Raw genomic sequence first — 23,777 nt, 5'->3', positions numbered from 1 at the left:
TCAACTTCAATCGTTTTCAAGAACACCAATGCGAGTAAGATAAGCCGCGCATGAGCAATAGCACTGTGACCGCTACAAACTTCGCTACGCCCCGCCAGCGTCCCGTCATCGCCATCGACGGCCCCGCTGGCGCGGGCAAGAGCACGCTTGCCGCGCATCTTGCACGACGGTTCGGCTTTCTTAATCTTGAGACCGGCGCGATGTACCGCGCTTTGGCACTGAAGGCTGTTGAAGGCGACCTGTCCTTTGATGAGGAGCAGCCGCTTCTCGAACTGGCTAACTATACGCGCATCCAGTTGCAGCCGCAGTTGGAGGGCAACCGCGTTCTGCTCGATGGCCGCGATGTCTCGCTCCGCATACGGGATGCCGATGTGACGGCCGCAGCGTCGCGCATCTCGGTGCATCCTCATCTGCGTGCGTGGATGGTCGATCAGCAGCGTGCCCTGGGAGCGGCAGGTGGTGTGGTGATGGAAGGACGGGATATTGGTACGGCTGTCTTTCCCGATGCTGAGGTCAAGATCTTTCTCGATGCCTCGCCAGAGGTGCGCGGCGGACGGCGTTATCGCCAGGTTTCGATGCCTCCTCTGCTGCCAGAAGAGCGTATGGAACCACCCGCACCCACACCGGAAGAGGCCGCGGCTCGCATGCTGGATCAGGAGAAATTGTTGCGTGAGATGAAGGAGCGCGACGAGCGGGATCGCAACCGGGCCGAGTCACCGCTGCGCCCCGCAGAGGACGCAATCGTGCTCGATTCGACTAGCATGACTCTCGATGAAGTGCTTGTTCAAGCCGAGAAGATCGTGCTCTCGCATCTGCAAACTGTGCCTTCCTGAGCACACTTAGAGATCTCATGAAATTGTCGCAAGCGTCGTATTAGCAGTAGCTTGCGTGACTCCATGCACCATGAAGTGTGCCTGGAAAAGATTTCTCAAAAAAAATTCTCGAATGTGCTAACCTTCACACATCGTTTGAAACAAGTTGGTTTTCTGCAATGCTCGTCTGAGCGGACCCGATTTGGATCTGGCGGCAAATCATCAGTTAGAAACAAGGAACGAAACAAAATGGAACAGGGAACAGTGAAGTGGTTCAATGACGCTAAGGGATTTGGCTTTATCAGCCGCCAGAACGGCGAGGACGTGTTCGTGCACTACTCGGCGATCAATTCCAGCGGCTTCAAGAGCCTTCAGGAAGGCCAGGCAGTTCAGTTCAATGTGGTGAAGGGACCGAAGGGCTGGCAGGCCTCTGACGTTCAGCCGCTGTAAGATTCGCTCCGAGCTGCACAAACCAAATCAATCGACCGGTACTGCAAAGGGGATGGCTTCGGCTACTCCCCTTTGCACGTTTAAGTCGATCAATCTCCGGCAGAGAGACGCCCCGATTGCATGACTGGGGCATTTCTCTGCCGGAGATTCACTGTGGGTGACGCTTATTTGTCGCCGCTTGTACCAAGGGCAAGATCGATCAGTGTCTTCTCCTCGATGTCGTGCGCCTTGGCTGAACCGGTTGCCGGAGTGGCGCTGGCTCTACGCTTAATGCTCAGAACCGCGCGGTCTCGCGCGATGCGACGGAGCAGCGGCATGACGTAGAACTGTGCGCCCATGTTTGCCGGCTCTTCCTGCACCCAGACGATCTCCTCGGCTCCGGGGTGCTGATCGAGCGCAGCCTGCAACTCTTCCTCGGGCCAGGGATACATCTGCTCCAGGAAGATGATGGCGACACCTTTTTCCTTCCGCTTCTCTCGTTCGACCCGAAGGTTGTGGCCGATTTTTCCGCTGCATACCAGCAGGCGGCGAGGATTGACAACGTCGTTGTCCGGAAGAACGTTGAGGAAGCGATCGCGTCCAAAGTCTGCCACAGGCGACGAGGCATCCGGGTGACGCAGCATGCTCTTCGGGGTAAAGACAACCAGCGGCTTGCGCCAGTTGCGCATCGACTGACGGCGCAGCAGGTGGAAGTACTGCGCTGCGGTCGAAGGCTGGCAGATCTGCATATTGTCGTTTGCCGCCAGTTGCAGATAACGCTCTATGCGGGCGCTCGAGTGTTCCGGCCCCTGGCCTTCGTAGCCGTGAGGCAGCAGCATCACCACTCCCGAGAGCAGGCCCCACTTGGCCTCGCTGGATGCGATGAACTGATCGATGATGATCTGCGCGCCGTTTGCGAAGTCGCCGAACTGCGCCTCCCACAGGACGAGAGCCTCCGGGTAGTCGCGGGCGAAGCCGTACTCGAAGCCGAGAACCGCAGCTTCGGAGAGCAGGGAGTTGTAGACCTCCCAGCGTCCCTGATCCTTGCTCAGGTGAGCGAGCGGAGAGTAACGCAACTCCGTCTCCGTATCGACCAAAACTGAGTGGCGCTGATTGAAGGTGCCGCGCTGTGAGTCCTGGCCGGTCAGGCGAACCAGTGTGCCGGACTCAAGCAGAGAGGCGAAGGCAACCAGCTCGGCGGTGCCATAGTCGAATGGCTTTGCACCTGTGCCCATCTCCTGGCGCTGCTCGAAGAGCTTCTTGACCTTGGGATGAACGTGGAAGTCAGCGGGTGCCGTAGTGATCATCTGCACCAGCTCGTTGATCTTCGCGGCGGAGATGCCGGTGTTCACCTCGAACGAAGCCTCATGCTCGCCGCCAAAGTAGGCATCCCAGTAATCGGGCAGCTCCGAGAGCTTGGGGATGTGTTCTGCCTTGGTCGCTTCCTTCTGGTCGTCGAGAAGCTCCTTCTGAATCTGCTCGGCTTCCTTCGCCGGATTGACGCCGATCTGGTCGGCGTAGATCTGATAAAGCGGCTTGCGGTCCTTGATGATGGCGTAGCGACGAGGCTGAGTCACGGTCGGATCATCGACCTCGCTGTGACCGTGCTTGCGGTAGCCGATCAAGTCGACGATGATGTCACTGCCGAACTGCTGGCGGTACTCGACTGCAATCGCGGCCACGCGGACGACCGCATCGGGATCTTCGGCGTTGACGTGGAAGATCGGAATCGGGAGCCGCTTGGCGATGTCGGTGGAGAAGCGAGTCGAGTTCGACTCCTCCGGAATTGCGGTAAAGCCAAGCAGGTTATTCACGATGACGTGAATGGTGCCACCGATGTTAAAGCCGTGCAGCGTGGCCATGTTTAGCGCTTCTGCTGTAATGCCCTGACCGGCGAAGGCTGCGTCGCCGTGAATGATGATCGGCAGTACCTGTTGCTTGCCGCCCTTGCCGATGCGCTCCTGCTTGGCGCGGGTGCGTCCCATAAGCACAGGATTGACGGCTTCAAGATGGCTCGGGTTCGACGCGAGGTGAAGGCTCATCACCTTGCCGTCGGGCGCGGTGTACTCCCCCGTGGCACCCATGTGGTACTTCACGTCTCCGCCGCCCATCGTGCTGCGCGGATCGACATCCTCAAATTTGGTGAAGATCTCGGATGGATCACGACCGATGGTGTTGGCCATCACGTTGAGACGGCCGCGGTGGTTCATGGCCAACATTGAGGTGGTGACGCCCAGGCCGGAGCCGACCTCAAAGATACGATCGAGGAAGGGAATGAAGGCGGTGACGCCTTCGAGCGAGAAGCGCTTGGCGCCGAGGTAGCGCGACTGAATGACCTGCTCAAAGAGGTCGGCCTTGATCAACTGGGTGAGAATCAGCGACTGGTTGGCCTTTGGTGCCTTGATCTCCATGCGTTCCTGCAGCCACTGACGCTGTTCCGGGCTGGGGATATGCATGAACTCGACGGCGATGGTGCCGCAGTAGTAGCCGCGTGCCTCAGCGGCAAGTTCGCCCTCGGGGGCGGGAGTCGGAAACGGCTCGGGCGGAAGGTATTGTCCAAGAGGATCGAGAGATGCCTGCAGATAGCCCCACCGTCGGAAGATATCAAAGACGGTGTCGCGTTCGTGTTGCTCCATGGGCGATTGCGTAAGTGCCTCTGCCTTGCTGGCCATTGCTGCCTCTCGGTTTCCGAAAGATCGAAATATAGGCACGGCCCAAGCTTCCCCTACGCCGGAGACGGCCTATATCTATGCTAGACCTTTCCGAGCCTTCCCGCGCAAACCTTCCTGTTACTTCCGTGGTAAGGGGGTTGCGCTGGTGGCCTATTTCGGGACAAAGTCACGTTTTGGCAAAAAAGAAGTCGGGCGAATAACGAACATTTTGTGCGGAGGTCGGCTTTTGGGATCTTTCACTGCGGTGGTGTCGGGCTTGAATCGGGAGGCGTCTTCGAGGGCGATTCGTTGTTCGCGGGGTTGTCATCGATCGTCGAGAGGCCCGGCAAAATCTTGGACGAGGTCTTGAACTTGCGATACTCCGAGTCGGTCACGCGAATCGTTCCGCTGAAGCTGACGAAGAGCATGACGCGCGCCGCGCCTCTACCGGTGATCTCCGCGGGCAGCCAGACCTCGTTGTTGATCTTCTTCTGCCGGATGGCGAAGCTCGTGTCCTTCCTGATATTCATCACCAGCCCGGCGCCGATCTTGTAGCTGTTGATGAAGTGCCCCTCGAGACGGGCGATCGTCCGATCCTGTTCGTCCACCCAGATTGTTCCCGCAAGATTGCGGATCACGTCCTCAAGCCGGTTGTGCGTCTTCGCCTTGGGATCTCCCGTGTAATCGATGACGATGGTGTCGCGTCCGTCCATCGTCATGCGCCGTGGGTTGGTGAAGCTGCCGAGAGAGAGAAAGCGCGAGACGGTGACCTCTTCATAGCCATGGGAGTCCGTCTCTTGTCCTTTTTGCGCGGCCTTCTGTTTGCGTTCCTTCGCCTTTGCGATCTCCTTATCGATCCGGTCGCTCTCTTTCTTTTGTTCGTCGGCGGTCAGATCGCGGTCATTTTTTCGAGTGAGCTTGTGGATCTCAACGCCGTTGAGCCAGAAGACGTCGAACTCCTGGTGTTCGATCTGTTTCCCATCGGCATCTTCGCGCCTGGCGTCCTCGTGATAGAGGTAGTCCTTCTGGATCGCCTCCAATGTGCGCTGATGGTCTTCGACCTCGTGCATCAGGGTGGCGACATCAGGCAGAGCACGGTCTTGCTGCGAGGGAGATGGCTGCTGGGCGACGGAGGAGAGAGCGAAGAGTCCGCAGCCCGCGAAGGCCAGAACGCTTCTTGCTGGAGGGACGCTCATCACCGTTTCCTATAGACGTGCGTCGCGCGCAGATGACAGCAGGAGAGGCGAGGGGACAACTTACTCTGCCTCGTGCGGCGTGATCTCGCGTGCATAGATCTGATAGGAGATCGCCGGTGGATCGTCCCCCTTGTGAAGCGCGCGGACACGGGCGCGGATGGCTTCGTCGGCGGCGGTGACGCGCTCGCGGGAGCGCAGATAGTCCAGCCAGGACTCCATGATGAAGGTCTCGTTCAAGCGTTGCGGATCGATCGCATCGCGATAGATGCCCCAGCGGATCGCGCCGTCACGCAGTCTTACGCCGCGCAGTTGATGAATGGCGGTGGTGAACTCTCCGTAGTTTTCTGCCGGGATGGTGTAGTTGATCGAGATGCGAACTGGCCCCGCGTGGACGGGGTCATCCTCGTTGCTCGGTCCTTCCGGAAAGGGAGCCAGCTGTGGGGCAGGCCGGGAAAACTGATGCGGCGTGTGATCGGGAACCGGCCCTCTGAGAACGTGGAAGCGGCGAATGAGAGGGTAGCTCAGTCCAAGGCCCACAGCCGATGCGGCAAGCGCAGTGGGCGTGGAGGTGTGTTCTGCGACGATGCCCCAGATGATGGAGCCGAAGGCCATGCCGCCCTGAAAGGTCATCAGGTAGGTGCCCAGCGCTCGCGCCTGCACCCATGCGGGCACCGAGAGCTGCACCGAGGTGTTCAGTGTAGACATCGTGCTGGTCCAGGCAAAGCCCGAGATGACCAGCACCGGGATCACAACGTACGCATGTGGCACATAGGCCAGCACCACCAGAGTAATGACGTCGTAGAAGGTGCTGGCGGCGATGATCTGGTCGGCGGTAAATCGACGTCGGATGCGAGGGAGCTGCGTTGCTGCGATGACGGCGCCAGCTCCCAGTGATCCGTTCAGGATGCCGTATCCAAGCGCTCCCTGGTTGAGATCGCGCTTGGCGACTACGGCAAGCAGCGACCAGATGGCCGAGACGAAGAAGGTGAAGGTGAAAGCACGCGTCAGCGAGGCACGCAGCTCCGGGGCATAGCGCACGTAACGCAGCCCGGTCATGATCGATCCGGCAATACGCTCAGACGGCAGGGCGGACTTGAACAGCGGCGTGCGCTTCCAGTTGTAGAGAACCCAGATCACACCGGCGAACGAAATTGCGTTCAGAAGGAAGACCGATCCTGCACCCATATAGACGCTGGCAAAGCCCGCGACCATCAGGCCGCCAAGCGCAGGGCCGACGGCACGTGCGAGATTGTTGGAGGCCGCATTGAGGGCGACGGTGTCGGGGATGAACTCGCGTGGCACCAGCTCCGGCACGATCGCCTGCCACGCCGGATTGTTCATCGCGGAGCCGATGTTCAGCAAAAAGGTGAACGCCAGCAGGGCCCAGGGAGAGATGTGTCCAAGGAAGGTAAGCAGCGCAAGGATGGCCACGGAACCGAGCATCCAGGCCTGCCAGATGATCAGCAGTTTTCGGCGATCGAAGATGTCGGCTGTGGCTCCGGCCAGCAGGCCCAGCATCAGCACCGGTAGCGAAGCTGCCGTCTGCATCAGGGCGATCAGTAGAGGGGATGCCGTCAGCGAGGTCATCAGCCAGGTGCCGGCCGTGTCCTGCATCCAGGTACCGACCGACGAGACGGTCGAGGCAATCCAGCGATCGCGAAACAGGGCTATACGAAGGGGAGCAAAGCCGCTGGGGACTGGCTTGACGACTGAAAGCTTCGGGTCGGTATTTGGCGTTTCGAGAGGCATGCGCTCTCTCCAGTCTACGAGAGTCGCATGGCAGAGCGCACGGGGCACCGAATCACGGTGTTTACGGTGCCCCGGCGTTGCGTTAGAACAACAGCTTCAGGCCAAACTGAATCTGTCGCGAGGTGGTTGCTGTAGCTGTGACGACTCCGGCAGTAGGGCTGGCAACGATGGCTGCCGTCTGGTTCGAGGATGTTCCCTGAGTGGGCCCCGAGGAGAAGACCACGGGATTGGGCGTAGCGAAGTTGGCACGGTTGAGGGCATTGAAAAACTCTGCGCGGAATTGCGCACGCACGCGTTCGGTGATGTGCGTCGCCTTGAGCAGTGAGATATCGACGTTTGCCAGTCCCGGGCCGGTCAGCGTATCGCGGCCAAGGTTGCCGACGGTGCCATAGGCCGGTGCCAGAAACGCATTCGGGTTGAAATACTGCTGTACTGTGCGTGGATACAGATTGCCGTGGAAGTTGGGGTTGATATCCGGCCGAACCGGATTGCGTGTATCGCCGGAACCCGTCGGGTTGTAACCCAGCTGCGGCGAGAAGGGAAAGCCCGATTGCAGCGTCACGATCGTGCTCGCTGTCCAACCGCTGACGGCGCGGTTAGCGATGCCGCTCAGGTTCGATCCAATCAGGTGACCTGCACCGAAGGGGAGATCGTAGCTGCCGTTGATGGCGACGATGTGGTGGATGTCTGTCGCAGCACGTCCATAGTCGATGGAGGGATCGGCAGGGTAGGAGACGAAGGCCGGTGTGTTTGCAGAGACGCTGGTGTTCCAGGCCGAGCCGTTGTCGAGGTTCTTTGAGAAGGTGTAATTGCCGCGCACCTGCAGACCTCGAGTCAGGCTGTGGCGCACGTCGACGACGAGGCCGTTGTAGTTGCTCATGCCCTTCGAGATCCACGACGTTGTATTCGCAACCGCAGGATTCGCCTTGGTCGTCGTTGGGTAGTAGATTCGTCCGTTGACAACCGTGGCCTCCGGTTCGTTGAGGTCGGCGGAGAGAACCTGGTTGTAACCGTGCGAACCGATGTAGCCCAGCGTCAGGGACGTATTCGGCGCAATCTGCTGCTCGATGTGCAGGCTCCACGAGGCTACCGTCGGCGTCGCAATATCGGTCTGTACTGTAGACGGCGAGATCAATGTCCCGGCAGACGGTTGCGTCGACGAGTTGATGTTCAGGCTGGAGACGGCGACGTTGGAGAGTGACAGCGTCGTGTTGAACGGCGCGGCCTGGTCGACACGATAGTTCAGATTGTCGAGTAGAGAGTAGTGCAGACCGAATCCGCCGCGGATGCTTGTCTTTCCATCGCCGAAGACATCCCAGGCCACGCCGACCCGAGGCGCAGGCAGAAACTTCGCGCGGTTGTTCGTCAGCGGGGAGTTGCCGACAGTTGGGTTGGTATCGATGACTCCGTTTGTGAAGAGGTAATTGGCCGCGCGTCCCTGCACTTCATTGAAGCCATTGGTCGACTCCATGCGCAGGCCGGCGCGAATCTCCAGGCGGGGTGTCAGGTGCATGGTGTCTTCGATGTAGGCTGCTCCCATCCACGAACGCCATCCCAGCTTGGTGGGCGCTGGAACGACGGTGAAGGTCTTTACTGTGCCCTGAAGGAAGGTCGTCAGCGAAGCGAATGAGGCTTGTCCAAACTGGTTCTGCGCCAGGCTGTCGTTCGACTGCATGCGCTGGATCCAGCCGCCGGCCTCAATCTGGTGGCGCCCAAACGTCCAGAAGATATGGTCGTCGAAGGTGAACAGGTTGCGTGTGGTCGCATTGTTCGAGCCAACGTTGGCGCCTGCTCCGGTGATCTGCGACGATCCGTTAGAGGCTGTCGACCCTGCAATAACGATGGCCCCGACAGGCTTGCCGGAGACCCATCCGGGTACCGTCGCTCCATCAAGTGGCGAAGATGAGCCAAGGAAGAAGAACGACGCCCGAGAGTAGCCGAAGCGCGCCGTATTCAGCAGCCGGGGAGAGAAGACATGCTGCTCCTGAAGGCTTGTTACCTGCTCGCGCAGGTCTTCGTTGATGGAGGCCAGGGGGTTCTGTGTCGGCGTATCGGCTGTGGAGTCGTCCACCGTGTAGACCGCGAAGAAGAGGTCCTTCGGCGTTACGTTGTAGTCGAACCGCGTGGTGCCGAAGTCCTCGCGTATGCGCTGCATCGGGTTCGAGTAGGCAAGGCCAATGCCGGTCTGCTTGCCATTCGCATCGAGCAGATAAGCGCCGTTCTGCTCAGGCCAGAGGTTGAGCAACGGCGCTACGCCAGGTGCGATGCCATAGTTCTTACGCGCTCCGCTTGGATTGGCCGGATCGGGTAGATAGCCCTGCCTTGCCTGCGTATCGGGGACAAAGGTGACGTTCGAAAGACCGAGATTCTGCCGGTAGCCCTCGTAGTTCGCAAACAGAAGCAACTTGTCTTTACGAATGGGACCGCCCAGCGATCCGCCGAAATTATTGCGCTGAAACTCCGGAATCTTTGCCTGGTCGAAGTAGTTACGTGCGTCGAGCTTTGAGTTGCGCAGAAACTCGTACACCGAGCCATGCACCTGGTTGGTGCCCGAGGCGGTCACGATGGAGATCTGCGCTCCCTGCCGCTTGCCGTAGCTGGCAGAGTAGCTGTCGGTGACGACGTTAAACTCGCGCACCGCGTCGACACCAAGCAGTTGCCCGCTGGTGCCTCCAGGAGTCAGGTTGATCAGCGATGCGCCGGTGTACTCGATGCCGTTCAGGAGGAAGATATTGTCCTGCGGCCTGCGGCCAGAGATCGCATACATGTTGCCGACTGATGAGTTCGAGGTGCCGATCGAGCCGGAGCGCTGGCCGGTGTAGTTCACCACGGCCGGGTTCAGCGTAACGAGTTGATCGTAGCTGCGCCCGTTCAGGGGAAGCTGCTTGATCTGGCGCTCGTCGATCAGCCCCGAGGTCTGCTGCGTCGAAAGATTGACGACGCCGGGTGTGTCCTCGACGGTGACCTGTTGCTCGACGGAGTTGACCGTTAGCTGCAGATCGACTTGGCGGCTCTGCCCTACGGTGAGTCCGATGCCGGTGCGATGCTGCGGCGTGAAGCCGTCGTGGCTTGCAGATACCGTGTACGTCCCGATCGTGATGGATGGCGCAGAGAAGCGTCCATCGTCGCCGGTCGTAAGGCGGCGTTCACTGCCTGTCTCATCGTTATGGACAACTACGGTCGCCCCGGAGAGAGCAGCGCTGCTGGGGTCCGTGACGGTGCCGGAGATGCTGCCGCCGACAACCTGCGCACGCAGAGAGATGGGAGTAAACAAATAAAGAAAGACGATCAGGGCAGGCGTGATCCTGCGCAAAAAGATTTGCATGGCGGACTCCAGAAGAAAAGCAGGGACACTCACCTCTTACGGCGAGCGGACATTGATTCGTGCGTTAAAGAGAAACTGCTGGTTCTCGCGCTAAGGCAGGCGACAACAACAGCGAACAGCGATGGAGGTGCTACGGATCACCGTGCCACTCCGTGGTTATAGCTCCAGTACACAAGGCCCAGCGTGATCAGGGCGATGGCGATCTCGCCGAGAATGCCCACGATCAAAGGCCGCCAGCCCTGGCTGGTCAGGTCGCGCAGGTTGGTACGCAGGCCAACGCCGGCAAAGGCAGGCAGGAAGGCCCACTTGGAAAGATTGGCGAGGCTTGTCAGCTGGTTGTGTGAGAAAAATCCTGAGGTCGCAAGGATTGCAAGAGCGAGGAAGCCCAGGATGAACTTCGGAAACTTGCGCCAGAGAAAGACGCCTTTGTGTTTTACGTCAGGAGCCAGCCCGCGTGAAGACCAGTACACCGCGTAAGCCAGCACGACGAAGCCGATGAAGCCGGAGCGCGCGGTCTTCGCCAGCACCGTCCACCGTCCCGCCTCTTCACCATAGAGAGCGCCCGTTACCAGCGATTCTGCGGTGTTGTCGACCGCAAGACCGGCCCACATGCCGTATCCCTGCTGGCTCATGTGCAGCGCGTGTCCGATCGCAGGAAAGGTAAAGAGCGCAATCGCACCCAGCGTGAGAATCGCGGCGATGGCGGTGGAGGTATCTTCTTCCTCGGGCTCGATGGCTCCCTGCGCAGCCATAATCGCCGTTACGCCGCAGATGCTCGAACCGATGGCAAGCAGGCTGGTCAGCTTCGGTGGAAGGCGGAAGATACGGCCGAGCAGATGCATGAATGAGAGTGACAGAGCCAGTTCCACCGCAACCAGGCCAAGCGCCAGGCCGCCGATGTGGAGGATGTCCTGCAACAGGAAGCGCGCGCCGACAAAGACGATGCCGAGCTTCAGCCAAAGCTCGTAGGTCGCGACTCCGGGGCGAAAGACATTGGACAGGCCAACGGTGTTGCCGATTGCAAGGCCCAGCAGAATCGCCCAGAGAACATATTCGAGGTGTGGAAGGGGAAGAGTGGGATGCGCGGCCTGGAGCTGCTTGAAGGTGTGCTCCAGAAGCTTGCCAAGAAAGCCGATTCCAAACAATAAAGCCATACCCGGCAGAACCCGCAGAAACCGCTGCGTGAGTGTGGGGTTTTGGTTCGAGACTGGCGATGGAATCGTGTGGGCCGACATAAACAGCGGATGCTTAGAAGGATACCGGCGGGATGATGTTCAGCCGAATCAGGGCTGCGACGGTCAGAGCAATCGCAATGGCGATCAGGTCGATATTGATGCGGTTCGTACTGGAGTCGGGGCGTGCCATCCGGTTCTCGATTCTGGTTGTCTGCTTCAGGAGGTGGCCTGCGCGGAGGCAATAGAAAAACCCACGCAGTTTCGGGGGTGCCGTTTGCGTGGGTTCCGATAATCTTGCTAAGCGATTTTTTTCAGCTTAGAAGCGGGAGAGTCCGACGCAGCAACAGCAACAGCTGCCCATACAACAGAGGCAACAGGTGCTGGCCGCGATGTTCTTCGATCCCATTGATACTAAGTTTATTGTTTTGCCGGGAGCGAGTCAAGGCTGGACCGCTTAAAAAGGAAACCCACGCAGCGCGGTGGGGGCTGTTGCGTGGGTATTCCATTTGAAGCAACGAAGTGGGTGGACTTCGCTATGACCGACTCAACCCGAAGGGAGTCTTGCCACTCGACAAAGATAGCGACAACGGACAGGGGAGTCAAGGAATATCAATAAAAATGTCCGTCTTCCCTCATAAGATTTCCTTATTGGGATTAACATAGAAAATACTTATTTATCAATACTATAGACGGTCGCTACGTGATTTATTTTTGCCTTTTATTCTCTCCGCATTGCTAAAGACGGCAGATCAGGAGTTCGCGCTCATAGATCATCTCAGGCGGGAGGTGGTCATGGAGAGCCAGGAACAGCTCTTCGTGATCCATGACCTCTTTGCGCCAGGCGGCGCGGTCGACTGTCTGTAACTCATCGAAGATGGCATGCAGACGTTCGCGGGGCATTGCGATGCCCTCCCAGCGAATGTCTTCGAAGTACGGCGTCCATCCGATGGGCGTCTCCTTGCCCTGAGCCCGTCCGCGGACTCGATCGACGATCCACTTCAGCACGCGCATGTTCTCCGAGAACCCCGGCCAAAGAAAGCGTCCGTTCTCATCTTTACGAAACCAGTTCACGTGAAAGACGCGCGGCGTGGAGTTCAAGGTGCGCTGCATCTTGATCCAGTGCCGGAAGTAGTCGCCCATGTGATAGCCGCAGAAGGGAAGCATGGCCATCGGGTCGCGTCGAACTTTGCCCAGCGTACCGCCTGCGGCGGCAGTCATCTCGGAGCCCATCGTCGCCCCGGCGTAGACACCGCCTGACCAGTTGAAGGCCTGATAGACCAGCGGCATCGTCGTCGAGCGCCGCCCACCAAAGATGATGGCTGAGATGGGGACGCCGGTAGGAGTCTCCCAATCCGGATCGATGGTCGGGCACTGGCTGGCCGGTGCGGTGAAGCGTCCGTTGGGGTGAGCCGCTGGCTTGCCCGTTTGTTTGCCGATGGCGGGAGTCCACAGATTGCCCTGCCAGTCGAGACACTCAGCGGGCGGCTGGTCGGTCATGCCCTCCCACCACACGCCGCCTTCAGGCGTTAGCGCGACGTTGGTGAAGATGGTGTTCTTCGCGAGCGTCGCCATTGCATTCGGATTGGTCTTGGGAGAAGTGCCAGGAGCGACACCGAAGAAGCCGGTTTCGGGATTGATGGCGCGAAGCTGGCCTGTCGCGTCGGGCCTGATCCAGGCGATGTCATCGCCCACGGTCCAGATCTTCCATCCCTCGAAGCCTGCTGGAGGAATCATCATGGCGAAGTTGGTCTTGCCGCATGCGGAGGGGAAGGCGGCAGCGACGTAGGTCTTCTCGTGGCTGGGCGATTCGACGCCGAGGATCAGCATATGCTCGGCCATCCAGCCTTCATCGCGGGCGATGTTGGAGGCGATGCGTAGAGCGAAGCACTTCTTCCCCAGAAGGGCATTACCACCATAGCCTGACCCGTAGCTCCAGATCTCGCGTGTCTCCGGGAAGTGGACGATGTACTTTTCATCGTTGCAGGGCCACGAGACATCCTGCTCGCCTGGTGCCAGCGGAGCGCCTACGGTGTGCATGCATGGCACCACGCGCTTGGTGTCCTTATCGATCTCGGCGAAGACAGGTGCGCCGATCCGGGCCATGATGCGCATGTTGACGACGGCGTAGGCCGAGTCCGTCAGCTGAACGCCGATCTTCGACATGGGCGAGCCGATAGGACCCATCGAAAAGGGGAGCACATACATTGTGCGGCCGCGCATGGAGCCGCGGAAGAGCTGCTTGAGCTTTCTCCGCATGACGAAGGGATCTTCCCAGTTGTTCGTCGGGCCGGCGTTGTCCTTGGAGAGAGAGCAGATGAAGGTGCGGTCTTCGACGCGGGCGACGTCGTTCGGCGCAGAGCGGGCGTAGAAGCAGCCCGGCCACAGCTTCTGGTTGAGGCGGATGAAGGTCCCGGCGTCGATCAGCCCCTGGCACAGAGCGTCGTACTCGGCCTGTGAGCCGTCGACCCAGTGAATGGATTCCGGCTGCGTCAGGTCGGCCATCTTTTCGACCCAGCGGATGAGGTGTTTGTTGGTGGTCAGCGGGCCGGTGAGGACAGTACTTTCAGTCTTCTCATTCTTCATGGGGCAGACGCTCTCCCTTTGATTGACCAGTCTTCGCTCCCGCAGAAGGCATGTCAATCAAGGTTTGCTGAAATGAGCGGTATCCGGCCGTTCTGGGCGATTATCGGGAAGATATGGCGGTCTCAGCATTTCTTTTCTTCCAGATATCGAGCAGGGTCGAAGCCAGCGTAAAGAAGACCGGCCCAAGAACGATTCCGTCGATGCCAAACAGTGTGATGCCCCCGAGGATTGAAACCAGCACCGCGACCGTGTGCTGGCGCAGACGCGGGCCGATCAGAAGCGGGTAGAGGAAGTTGTCGATCGTGCTGACGAAGCCGCCGCCCCACGCTGCAAGTACTGCGGCTTTGCCCCAGTGACCGCCGAAGCCGAGATACAACGCGATCGGTACCCAGACCAGGAAGGCGCCGAACGCTGGAACCATGGCAAGCGTGCCGGTCAGGATCGCCCAGAACAGCGGGTTGGGCACGCCCAAAAACCAGTAGCCGAGTCCGGCCAGCGTTCCCTGGATACCAGCGATCGCGAGCCGTCCCAGTGCGGTTGCGTAGATTGCGTCGCCAACACGCGTCGTCAGCAGGTCCGACTCATCGTCGCGCATCGGTAAGAGGGAACGCACAAACGACAGGATCAGATCGCGATCCCGCAGCAGGAAAAAAAGGATGAAGAGCATCACGACGATCTGCGTGATTGCCCCGAAAGAGCGCCCGATGAAGCCTGCAAACCGGCTGCCGAGAAATGCGGCGACGGACTTCGCCATGTTCGCAAGGTCGAGCGAGTCGGTTACGGTGTTGATGCGCGCCGCGAAGGTTGGGTGCCGGGAGAAGTAGTCGGTGATCTTCTCCTGCGTCTCCGGGCTGCGGAGCGAGGTGATGACATCGAAGGCCTGCCCGATCAGGTTCTGGGCGAGGAGGTACACCGGCGTCACGATGACAAGCAGGATCAGCACAAGCGCCACTGCCGCACATAAGCTGCGGTTACCGATGCGGGCAGAGAGCCAGCGATACGGACGCTGTACGATGACGGCAAGAACAGAAGCGCCAACGATAGCCGAGACGAACGGCTGCAGGATGAAGGCGCAGATAGCCAAAACGGCAATTGTCAGCAGATACAGGCTGGTCTGCTTCCAGGGTGACTCTCGACTATCTTGCATTCAGGCTCCGTGCCGGCGTTGAGCGCCTTACATTAGGTCGCGAATCAGGAGTTTGTGGTTGCCCGAGCGGCTTATCGCTTCATGGGAGGCAGTGCGATCTCCGCGTAGCGAATGCGCTGGCGGTTCCAGGTGTACGTCATCAGCATTCTGCCATCCTTCGATTGGATGATGGCAGGGTAGGAGTACTCTCCGGGCTGATCCTCAAGCGTCGAGATGATGTCGAAGTGCTCTCCATCGGAGCTGATGGCGACGTTCAGCGGCGTGCGTCCCTTCGTCGTGTTGTTGAAGATGAGCGCGACGCGGCCATCGGCGAGTCCAACGGCGTCAATTCCGGAGTTTGGGTTCGGCAGGTCGATGGGGCGAGCATCGGTCCATGTCACTCCGTTGTCGCTCGAGTCCGAGACGCAGATCTTGCCGATATCGCGCGTGGGTCGCGCATAGAGCCGAAGATGTCCGTGGCCAAGGTCCACGACCGTGGGCTGAATGATGCCGGTGACATGTTCCGATGGCGTTGCCCCCGTGTCCGGTGCGCCGGTGGAGTATTGTGCGGGGACTGTGATGGGGCCGGACTTCCACCAGGTCTTTCCGTTATCGGTGCTCCGGTCGATCCAGGTAGCCCACGAGGTGTAGCTCTCGACCGAGGTGCCGCTGACGATCGTGCCGTTCGGCAGGACCAGGGGCTTGTCCTTGATTGGTCCCATCAGGCCCGCGGGCAGATGTTCCGGCTTCGACCAGGTTTTTCCTTCGTCAGTACTGAAGATGCGAGCGCCGGTCCAGGTGCGGACGTTCGGTCCGAACTTGTAGTACATCCACAGCCGCCCATCGTGGGTCTTGAAGAGCACAGGATTCCAGCAGGGAACGCCAGCCTCGCGGGCGAGCTCGACCGGGGCCGACCATGTTCCGGCGGCGGTACGGCGCGCGGCCCAGATCGCGACGTCATTCGCTCCTTCTTTCGCTCCGCCGAACCATGAGGCCAGTACATCGCCGTTCGAGAGCTCGACCAGCGTGGAAGCATGTGCCGAGGGGAAGGGAGCAGTTGTGTAGATGAACTCCTGCACCGGGGCTGCGGCTCGAAGCGGCACGCTGCAGGGAGCGATGAGGGCGGCGACAAGCAGAAGCGAGCGAATGGAGGCGCGAGGAGTCATACGTCGAAGATTTCCTTATGCGGGCAGGATCAGATCGCTGCCATTGTAGGTCGATGAGGCCTGCATTGTGACAACAGGTGTTTGTCCGCAGTGCTGGGGGAGGTGAGTCTGGGCTACAGCTCCATGGCGAATTGCACTGAAGACGGCTCGAAGGGCGATGGTTTTGGTTCGGTACAAAGGTCGAGGACCAGCCGTTCCAGAACGAGGACCTTGCTGACCGGAGAGCTGCGCAGCTCGATGTCGGCCCGCGCCACCAAGCGGATGGCTCGCGTAAGATCGCGGCGTGACTTGTAGCGGCGTGCCTGGCGGATCAGGTCGTCGGCGGCGAAGGGAGGCATGCGGAAGCCCTGCCACAGCGCCTGCCAGATGGCGCGCGAATCGCGCACATTCTTCTCGAGGATGATGAGCATCTGCCGGAAGGTGCGGGCCAGCATGTAGAGATGGCCAATGGCCGCGTCTTCGCCGCCGTCGGAGGCGTTCAGCAGGCCGTGCAGCAGGGCCAGGGCACGAGCACGGTCGCGCTGCGAGATGGCGTCGGTCAGCTCGTAGAGAGATCGCTGCTTGGCTGCCAGCACCATCGTCTCGACATCGCCGAGTGTGACGCGGTTCTTCGCAAGTTCTTCGGTGCCACGTACGCCGACGTACAGCAGCAGCTTCTCGAACTCGGAGGAGATGAGCATCATGTCAGCCCCGAGGGAATCGACCAGCTCCCGTGCCGCATCGGGGTCGAAGCGAACACCGCGTGCCTCTGCGGAGGCAGTAACCCAGCGCGTAGCATCGTTCTCGTCGACACGCGCCAGTTCGACCGTGCCACACCAGTCGCCCAGCGTCTCACGTATGCGCTCGAAGCGTTCCTTATCCTGGTAATCCATCTTGCGCAGATCGGTGGGGATGCGCAGATGATCGGCGATGAAGAGGAGCATGGCCTGAGGATTCGGCGAGCGGAAATAGGCCTCGATGGCGGCAAACTCTTCCTTCTTCGAGCCGCGGCCGTAGAGATTCTTGATGTTGCGAATGAACAGCACCTGGAACGGAGCCATGAGGGACGGTGTTTGTGCACGGTCGAGCGCGTCGAAGATGCTGGTCTCGTTCAGGTCGATGTCGTGCAGCGCGAAGTCGCGAAAGCCTTCAGGGACCAGTGTTGCGAGGACAGCTCGACGGCAGCGGTCGTAGAGAAAGATCTCATCGCCGAGCAGGATGTAGCCGGGCCGTAGAGACGCGGCGGGGCCGCCGATCTCGGAGGTGAACCGATCGACGGACGCAAAACTGCGAAGTTGCTGAGGTAAGCCGCGCGAGGACGTAGCCATTAGAACGACTCCAGCATATCGCTTACGACCGCCTTGGCGAAGTCCCGCGACATGCGATTGACGGCGGGGGAATCTTCCTGGATAAAGCCGCTGAGGTCTTGTGTGGACTGGTACTGCTCGCGAAAGGTGACGGCATCATTGCGGTAGAGGACGCGGCCGTCCTGTGCCGTCAGCAAAACGCCTGCCGTGACCGAGACGAGATAGCTGGAAGACTGCCCCGAGGTTGCATCGTAGGTTAGCGGGGTTACGGTCTGCGTCAGGATGGTGCCGCTCAGGGTAGCGTCTGCCTCGGCATCATCTTTATTGATGACGCGATATTTGGTGCGCGTATTGAGCTCGCGGATGACTGCCTGCGTGAAGGCAACCTCGGTGCGGTAGGACTGAACACGCGTCGCGAAGATCGGCACCGACAATGTGCGGACATTGGTGGGAATATGCGTGGCAGAGCCTGCGGTGTGATAACCGCAACCTGTGAGGAGGACCGAGAGCGTAATAAGAATGGTGGCGCGAAGCTTCATGCGTGTCTTGTTTATTGTCGCATTCAGGCCACGCGCTGCATGTGGGTATCTTTGAAGTGTGTTGGGTATTTCAACCCATACCCGAGTAGTCGGTCGAAGGCGATATGAGCGATCCAGATGGCAGCGATCGCCACGGGAAGCGAGCCGCCGCGAGTGAGCCCATATGCCAGCACAAGCGCCGGCAGGACGTAGTTGTGGACGAGGTTGTAGAGGCTGGCTCCCAGACCGACGTTGATCGTGTAGCCAAGCATGGAGAGATCGGGCACGAAGAACAGTGCAGCGAACAGAATCCAGCTGAAGTGCATGTGGGCGTAGCCCCACACTGTCGCCGACAGTACGACCGCGGCCTCAAGCCGAAGCAAGATCAAGGGCTGTTTGAGCAATGCCATTCCTCCTTCAGGACAAAGAAAAGAGGCGACATGAATAGTCGCCTCTTTTCTTTGGTTATGTGATGAAGTTTACGCCGGGGAAGGCTGGCCTTCGTTGAAGCCAGGCTTACGGCCACCCTCGGGCTTGAGGATCTTCTGAGCCTCACCACCCGAACCCGGATCAACTGCCGCGAGTGCCGACTTCATCGGAGGAAGATCCTTGCCTTCGATAATCAGCTTGATCTCGATAGCATCGAGGGTCTCGCGCTCGAGCAGGGCACTGGCGAGCCGGTGCATGATGTCCTGGTTCGTGTTCAGCAGGTTGTAAGCCGACTGATAGGCGACATCGACGAAGCTGCGAACCTCGGCGTCGATCTGGCGAGCGGTCTCATCGGAGAAGTCGCGGTGCTGTGCGATTTCGCGTCCGAGGAAGATCTGCTCCTCCTTCTTGCCGAAGGTCATCGGACCGAGCTTCGACATGCCGAACTCGCAGACCATCTTGCGGGCGAGGTCGGTGATGCGCTCGATGTCGTTTCCGGCACCAGTCGTCATCTTGCCGAGGAAGATCTCTTCGGCGCAGCGTCCGCCCATCAGGGTGGCGAGTCGCGTCTCGAGATACTCCTTGGTGACGGTGTGCTGGTCTTCCTCGGGGAGGTAGACCGTGACGCCGAGAGCCATGCCACGCGGGATGATCGTGACCTTGTGCAGCGGATCGGAGTGTTCCCGCAGAGCCGAGACGAGGGTGTGACCGGCCTCGTGGTAGGCCGTAACCTTCTTCTCTTCGTCGGTGAGCAGCATCGACTTGCGCTCCGCGCCCATCATCACCTTGTCCTTGGCAACCTCGAAGTCATACATGTGGACCGACTTGCGGTTGTAGCGGGCTGCGGTGAGTGCGGCTTCGTTGACCATGTTGGCCAGATCGGCACCGGAGAAGCCCGGGGTTCCACGAGCCAGAATGTTCAGATCGACGTCTTCCGCCATCGGAACCTTCTTGGCGTGAACCTTGAGGACCTCTTCGCGGCCACGGATGTCCGGACGATCGACGACGACGCGGCGATCGAAACGGCCGGGGCGGAGAAGCGCCGGATCAAGCACGTCGGGGCGGTTGGTCGCAGCGACGAGAATAACGCCGTCGTTGGACTCAAAGCCGTCCATCTCGACCAGCAGCTGGTTCAGTGTCTGCTCGCGCTCATCATGTCCGCCGCCGAGGCCTGCGCCGCGGTGACGTCCGACGGCGTCGATTTCGTCGATGAAGATGATGCAGGGAGCGTTCTTCTTGCCCTGTTCGAACAGGTCGCGGACGCGCGAGGCGCCGACGCCGACGAACATCTCAACGAAGTCCGAACCGGAGATGGAGAAAAAGGGAACATTGGCCTCGCCAGCGACGGCGCGAGCCAGCAGGGTCTTGCCGGTTCCGGGAGGTCCGACAAGCAGCACACCCTTGGGGATGCGGCCGCCGAGACGCTGGAATTTCTGGGCCTCGCGGAGGAACTCGATGATTTCCTTGAGCTCTTCCTTGGCCTCGTCAACGCCGGCGACGTCCTTGAAGGTGATCTTCTTCTGCTGCATCGAGAGCAGGCGGGCGCGCGATTTACCGAAGCTCATCGCCTTGTTGCCGCCGGACTGCATCTGCCGCAGCAGGAAGAACCAGAGGCCGAGCAGAAGGGCGAACGGAGCCAGCTGGATCAGGAAGCCGAGCCAGGCGTTCGAGTTCTGGTCCTTGATGGTGATGTTGACGCCATGATCGCGCAGGGTCTTGTACATATCCGGGTAGTTACCCGGGATCGTGGTGTGGAACTGCGCCTTGTCGTCGCGATAGTGTCCGGTGACCTCGGAACCGTTGACGGTAACCTCGGCGATCTTCCCCTGGTCGGCATCGTTAAGCAGCTGGGTCAGGCTGATGTTCTTTTCCTGTCCCGCGCCCGTTCCCTTGACGACAAACTGCCACAGGAACACTACACAGGCGATCATGAAGACCCAGATCAGGATTTGTTTAACGGTCGAGTTCAATGCGTGTGCCTCATTTCCCGGTCTTTTTCAGGTCTTTCGCTTAGCCTGTGAAGACCCGGGCCTCTCTCGGAAAAGCCCGTATTAAGAGCCTACATCGTTAGACGATTGGGATAAAGGATAGGTTCCGTGGCGGGTGAAACAAATCAACGGCCCCTGGCCCGTTTCCGGCGCGTTCAGTGGATTAGATTCTACTCCCGGCAACTCGATTCAGGCCGCCGGTTCCGCTCCACGGCTGCAACTAAGGGGTAACTGCACCAGACTCCGTCCGGCTCAGGCGAAGTTCGCGGGCGGAACGTTCCGCCCGGAGACCCTCGGCCAGGTGAACCGAGGCCCCGGTTCGCCCTGCCACTGTCGGCAGACTGGCGAATCCTGCAAGCGCGAGCAGGCGGGTGGTGTCATCGAAGCTGATCCGCGATCCCAGTTGCCGGGCCGCTGCCCGCAGGACTCGTCGCCGGAGGGCAGGATCAAGGGAGCGTAAGCGTTCCAGCTCGATAGCAATAGACTTATCGCCCGGCGCCGTGGAGACCGCGCGGCCCCCGCCCCGAACCGGCTTGCCGGGAAGCAGGATCTGGGGGAGCACGCGGTTCAACTCCCCCTGCCAGCGGTTCTCCTCCTCGCGGGCCAGTTCAGCCAGATTTGCCAGCGTCTGGTCGATTGAGGGATTGAAGCCCCGGAGCTGTGGCATCAGCTCGTGGCGGACACGATTCCGGGTGTAGGTGGTATCGGCGTTGGTGGAGTCGGTACGCCAGACTTGGTTCCGCGCATGGAGATAGGCCTCCACCTCCAACCGCCGGGTCGAGAGCAGGGGACGGAGGATCTTTCCCGGGCGCTGACCGGGGGAGGCGATGGTTACGACAGGATGGATGGCCGAGAGACCCTCCGTCCAGGCCCCCCGGATCAGCTTCATCAGGACGGTCTCAGCCTGGTCGTCGAGGGTGTGAGCCGTGAGAACGGAGTCAGCGTGCCCGGAGGCGATCAGGGTCCGGAAGAACTCATAGCGGACCTCGCGGGCTGCCTCTTCTACCGTCTCCCGGTTTTCGGCGGCTCGCGCGGGAACGTCGGCCCGGTGGAGGTGTAGAGGAATATCCAGCTGGATACAAAGGTCTTGCACGAAGACGAGGTCGGCCTCTGCCTCTGCCGCGTCGCGTATGCCGTGCTGGACATGTACGGCGGAAAGCCCGATGCCGAGCCCATTGCGTGGAGCATTGTTCGCCTCGTGGATGGCGAACAGGAGGGCGACGGAGTCGGCCCCGCCGGAGACGGCGACCGAGAGGCGGTCTCCGGGCTGGATGTGGTCGCGATGGAAGGAGAGAGGCGAAGGTGCTGGCATGCACTATCCATCCTATTAGGCTCGCCTTTGCCCGGCTGCGCAGCGGCTGCCACTTCCTGTGCGATACCCGGCGATTACGCGGATGCGATGAAACCATTACCTGCTGCTATTCGTTTTCTGAACAAAGACATGCTCGAGATCAGGGTGGTGGGACCGGAAGATGCTGAGCAGGTGGCGGCTCAGCGAAGGAACATGTTCATCGATATGGGGCAGCCAGACGATCTGCGCCTGCAGGCAATGGTCGAGGCTTTTACTCCGTGGGCGCGAAACAAGATTCAGGAGGGACGTTACAGGGGGTGGTTTGCCTGGGAGAACGACCGTCCCATCGGCGGCGGTGGGATGTATCTGATGGACTTTCCTCCGCACTGGCGCGATGCGCAGCCATTACGCGGTTACCTGTTGAACTTTTACGTGGAGCCGCAGTCCAGGCGGCGGGGCGTAGCCTCGGCTCTTCTGCGTCACGCGATCTCCGAGGCTCAGGCCATGGGCATCCGTGTCGTCAGTCTGCACGCCTCCGAAGCTGGACGGCCGATCTACGAACATGCGGGATTCGACGCCAGCAACGAGATGATGCTGATGATGGAACCCCTGGCAAGAGTCTGAGGATTTGGCAGGTCGATCTTGTATACTTCGCAGGTTATGCGAGTTTTTGTCATTATTCCGGCCGCGGGTATTGGTACCCGGATGGCCGCAGGGGTTCATAGCGCCGCGCCGAAGCAGTTTCTCAGCGTGGGCGGCGTGCCGGTGCTGGTGCGTTCGGTAAAGGCGTTTCTGGATGTGGCGTCAGTTGATGCCGTCTGTGTGGCTGTGCGTGGCACGGAGCGGGAGCGGGTTGAGGCGCAGATGCAGGAGTTCAACCTCGGGCCTCGTGTCCACATGGTCGAGGGTGGCAGCAACCGGCAGGAGTCGGTCGGCAATGCTCTGACGGCGCTTGAGTGCGATGACGACGACGTGGTGCTGGTGCACGATGCCGTTCGCCCGCTGATCGACAGTGCAACCATCGAGCGCACGATCGAGGCGGTCGCAAAGCACGGAGCAGCCATCGTCGGTCTGCCCGCGCTCGACACGATTAAGCAGGTCGAGCGAACCGCTGACGGCGCCATCATCACCTCCACCATTCCGCGTGAGCGCGTCGTGCTGGCGCAGACGCCACAGGGAGCCAACTTTGGTCTGCTGCAACGCGCCTTCGCCGAGGCGGAGGCCGACGGCTTCGAGGGCACCGATGAGGCGAGCCTTCTGGAGCGAGCCGGCGTGGAGGTCACGGTTGTGCCGGGATCGCCGCGCAACTTCAAGATCACCCAGCCCGGCGATATCGAGCTTGCAGAGTTTTATCTGAACCAGACGGAGGGTGCGCGATGAGTATGAGGATTGGTTATGGCTTTGATTCGCACGCCTTCAAGCCGGGCGTTCCGCTGGTGATCGGCGGCCTGGCTATCGAGCATCCTGAAGGCCTGGCCGGTCACTCTGACGGCGACGTGCTGCTTCATGCCATCACGGACGCTCTGCTGGGCGCGGTCTCGGCTGGCGATATTGGCACCTTCTTTCCGCCGAGCGATCCTCGCTGGAAGGGCGCTGCCTCGGATATCTTTCTGCAGACTGCTCTGGAAGAGGTTGCGACGGCTGGCTACAAGATCGTCAACATCGACACGGTGCTGGTGATGGCGAAGCCGAAGATTGTGCCCATCGCCGGGGAACTGCGCGAGCGTGTTGCTCAGTTGCTGGGTGTGGAGCCGGGGGAAGTCGGCATCAAGGCGAAGACTCCCGAAGGTCTGAATCAGGATGGTGTAGCCGTGGCTCATGCAACGGTTCTGCTGGAGAGCGTCAAGCTGGTTGATCCTCCAGCGCGCATGGTTGCAGTGGCCGATGTCGATGATGAGATCGACGAGGTGGTCAAGGGACTGGTCGGCGGATCGCGTGATGTCTCTGCTCTGGGACGCAAGCGCCCGACGTTCGATACCGACGACATTACCTAGTTCTTGTCTTGATACAGAAAGCAAGCGGCAGGCGAAGAGATTCTTCACCTGCCGCTTTG

18 protein-coding genes are annotated in these 23,777 nt (G+C 60.1%); 5 read left to right on the top strand and 13 right to left on the bottom strand.

Annotated features, from left to right (window positions below):
• The first annotated feature begins 50 nt into the window (after positions 1 to 50).
• Both cmk and PW789_RS11425 read left to right on the top strand, forming a co-directional pair.
• Complete coding sequence (gene cmk / locus PW789_RS11430; protein ID WP_299376112.1) at positions 51 to 833, top strand: (d)CMP kinase; 783 nt, start codon at positions 51 to 53, stop codon at positions 831 to 833.
• Between the two features lie 228 nt (positions 834 to 1,061).
• The gene (locus PW789_RS11425; RefSeq protein ID WP_022845525.1) at positions 1,062 to 1,262 is read left to right on the top strand and encodes a cold-shock protein; all 201 of its coding nucleotides are present in this window, start codon (positions 1,062 to 1,064) and stop codon (positions 1,260 to 1,262) included.
• Positions 1,263 to 1,426: 164 nt separating this feature from the next.
• Here the strand turns inward: PW789_RS11425 and PW789_RS11420 are convergent, their stop codons facing one another.
• From PW789_RS11420 to tilS, 13 genes are all read right to left on the bottom strand, one after another.
• Complete coding sequence (locus PW789_RS11420; protein WP_299376104.1) at positions 1,427 to 3,913, bottom strand: 2-oxoglutarate dehydrogenase E1 component; 2,487 nt, start codon at positions 3,911 to 3,913, stop codon at positions 1,427 to 1,429.
• Between the two features lie 236 nt (positions 3,914 to 4,149).
• A complete protein-coding gene (locus PW789_RS11415; protein WP_299376101.1) occupies positions 4,150 to 5,088 on the bottom strand; it encodes a hypothetical protein in 939 nt (312 codons plus the stop codon).
• A 60-nt stretch (positions 5,089 to 5,148) separates the two neighbouring features.
• The gene (locus tag PW789_RS11410; protein ID WP_299376098.1) at positions 5,149 to 6,837 is read right to left on the bottom strand and encodes an MFS transporter; all 1,689 of its coding nucleotides are present in this window, start codon (positions 6,835 to 6,837) and stop codon (positions 5,149 to 5,151) included.
• 82 nt (positions 6,838 to 6,919) lie between these two features.
• A complete protein-coding gene (locus PW789_RS11405) occupies positions 6,920 to 10,162 on the bottom strand; it encodes a carboxypeptidase-like regulatory domain-containing protein (protein ID WP_299376095.1) in 3,243 nt (1,080 codons plus the stop codon).
• A gap of 137 nt (positions 10,163 to 10,299) precedes the next feature.
• Positions 10,300 to 11,397, bottom strand: a complete 1,098-nt coding sequence (locus PW789_RS11400) for a putative sulfate exporter family transporter (protein ID WP_299376092.1) — start codon at positions 11,395 to 11,397, stop codon at positions 10,300 to 10,302.
• A 675-nt stretch (positions 11,398 to 12,072) separates the two neighbouring features.
• Entirely contained in the window at positions 12,073 to 13,920 is a 1,848-nt protein-coding gene (locus PW789_RS11395; RefSeq protein ID WP_299376089.1) for a phosphoenolpyruvate carboxykinase (GTP), read from the bottom strand.
• A 100-nt stretch (positions 13,921 to 14,020) separates the two neighbouring features.
• Complete coding sequence (locus PW789_RS11390) at positions 14,021 to 15,067, bottom strand: AI-2E family transporter (protein WP_299376084.1); 1,047 nt, start codon at positions 15,065 to 15,067, stop codon at positions 14,021 to 14,023.
• A 71-nt stretch (positions 15,068 to 15,138) separates the two neighbouring features.
• Entirely contained in the window at positions 15,139 to 16,212 is a 1,074-nt protein-coding gene (locus tag PW789_RS11385; protein WP_299376080.1) for an exo-alpha-sialidase, read from the bottom strand.
• Between the two features lie 113 nt (positions 16,213 to 16,325).
• Positions 16,326 to 17,519, bottom strand: coding sequence for a DNA polymerase III subunit delta (holA, locus tag PW789_RS11380; protein ID WP_299376077.1), 1,194 nt, complete (start codon positions 17,517 to 17,519; stop codon positions 16,326 to 16,328).
• Positions 17,519 to 18,037, bottom strand: coding sequence for an LPS assembly lipoprotein LptE (gene lptE / locus PW789_RS11375; protein WP_299376074.1), 519 nt, complete (start codon positions 18,035 to 18,037; stop codon positions 17,519 to 17,521). The genes holA and lptE overlap by 1 nt, the downstream gene beginning before the upstream one ends.
• 23 nt (positions 18,038 to 18,060) lie before the next feature.
• The gene (locus tag PW789_RS11370; protein ID WP_299376071.1) at positions 18,061 to 18,426 is read right to left on the bottom strand and encodes a DUF4260 domain-containing protein; all 366 of its coding nucleotides are present in this window, start codon (positions 18,424 to 18,426) and stop codon (positions 18,061 to 18,063) included.
• Between the two features lie 69 nt (positions 18,427 to 18,495).
• The gene (ftsH, locus tag PW789_RS11365) at positions 18,496 to 20,415 is read right to left on the bottom strand and encodes an ATP-dependent zinc metalloprotease FtsH (RefSeq protein WP_299376068.1); all 1,920 of its coding nucleotides are present in this window, start codon (positions 20,413 to 20,415) and stop codon (positions 18,496 to 18,498) included.
• Between the two features lie 238 nt (positions 20,416 to 20,653).
• Positions 20,654 to 21,745: a tRNA lysidine(34) synthetase TilS gene (gene tilS / locus PW789_RS11360; protein ID WP_299376064.1), complete on the bottom strand. Its 1,092-nt coding sequence runs from the start codon at positions 21,743 to 21,745 to the stop codon at positions 20,654 to 20,656.
• An 87-nt stretch (positions 21,746 to 21,832) separates the two neighbouring features.
• Here tilS and PW789_RS11355 point away from each other — a divergent pair, with 87 nt between their 5' ends.
• From PW789_RS11355 to ispF, 3 genes are read left to right on the top strand one after another with little or no spacing between them, the layout of a single operon-like run.
• Positions 21,833 to 22,348 carry a GNAT family N-acetyltransferase gene (locus tag PW789_RS11355; protein ID WP_299376061.1) on the top strand — a complete coding sequence of 172 codons (516 nt, stop codon included), beginning with the start codon at positions 21,833 to 21,835 and terminating at the stop codon, positions 22,346 to 22,348.
• A gap of 36 nt (positions 22,349 to 22,384) precedes the next feature.
• On the top strand, positions 22,385 to 23,104 hold the full coding sequence (gene ispD, locus PW789_RS11350) for a 2-C-methyl-D-erythritol 4-phosphate cytidylyltransferase (RefSeq protein WP_299376059.1): 720 nt from the start codon (positions 22,385 to 22,387) through the stop codon (positions 23,102 to 23,104).
• Positions 23,101 to 23,718 carry a 2-C-methyl-D-erythritol 2,4-cyclodiphosphate synthase gene (gene ispF, locus PW789_RS11345; RefSeq protein ID WP_299376056.1) on the top strand — a complete coding sequence of 206 codons (618 nt, stop codon included), beginning with the start codon at positions 23,101 to 23,103 and terminating at the stop codon, positions 23,716 to 23,718. The genes ispD and ispF overlap by 4 nt, the downstream gene beginning before the upstream one ends.
• The last annotated feature ends 59 nt before the right edge of the window (positions 23,719 to 23,777 follow it).

Source organism: Edaphobacter sp. (assembly GCF_028283685.1).
GTDB lineage: Bacteria > Acidobacteriota > Terriglobia > Terriglobales > Acidobacteriaceae > Edaphobacter.
This window is presented reverse-complemented; position numbering and strand designations above follow the sequence as displayed.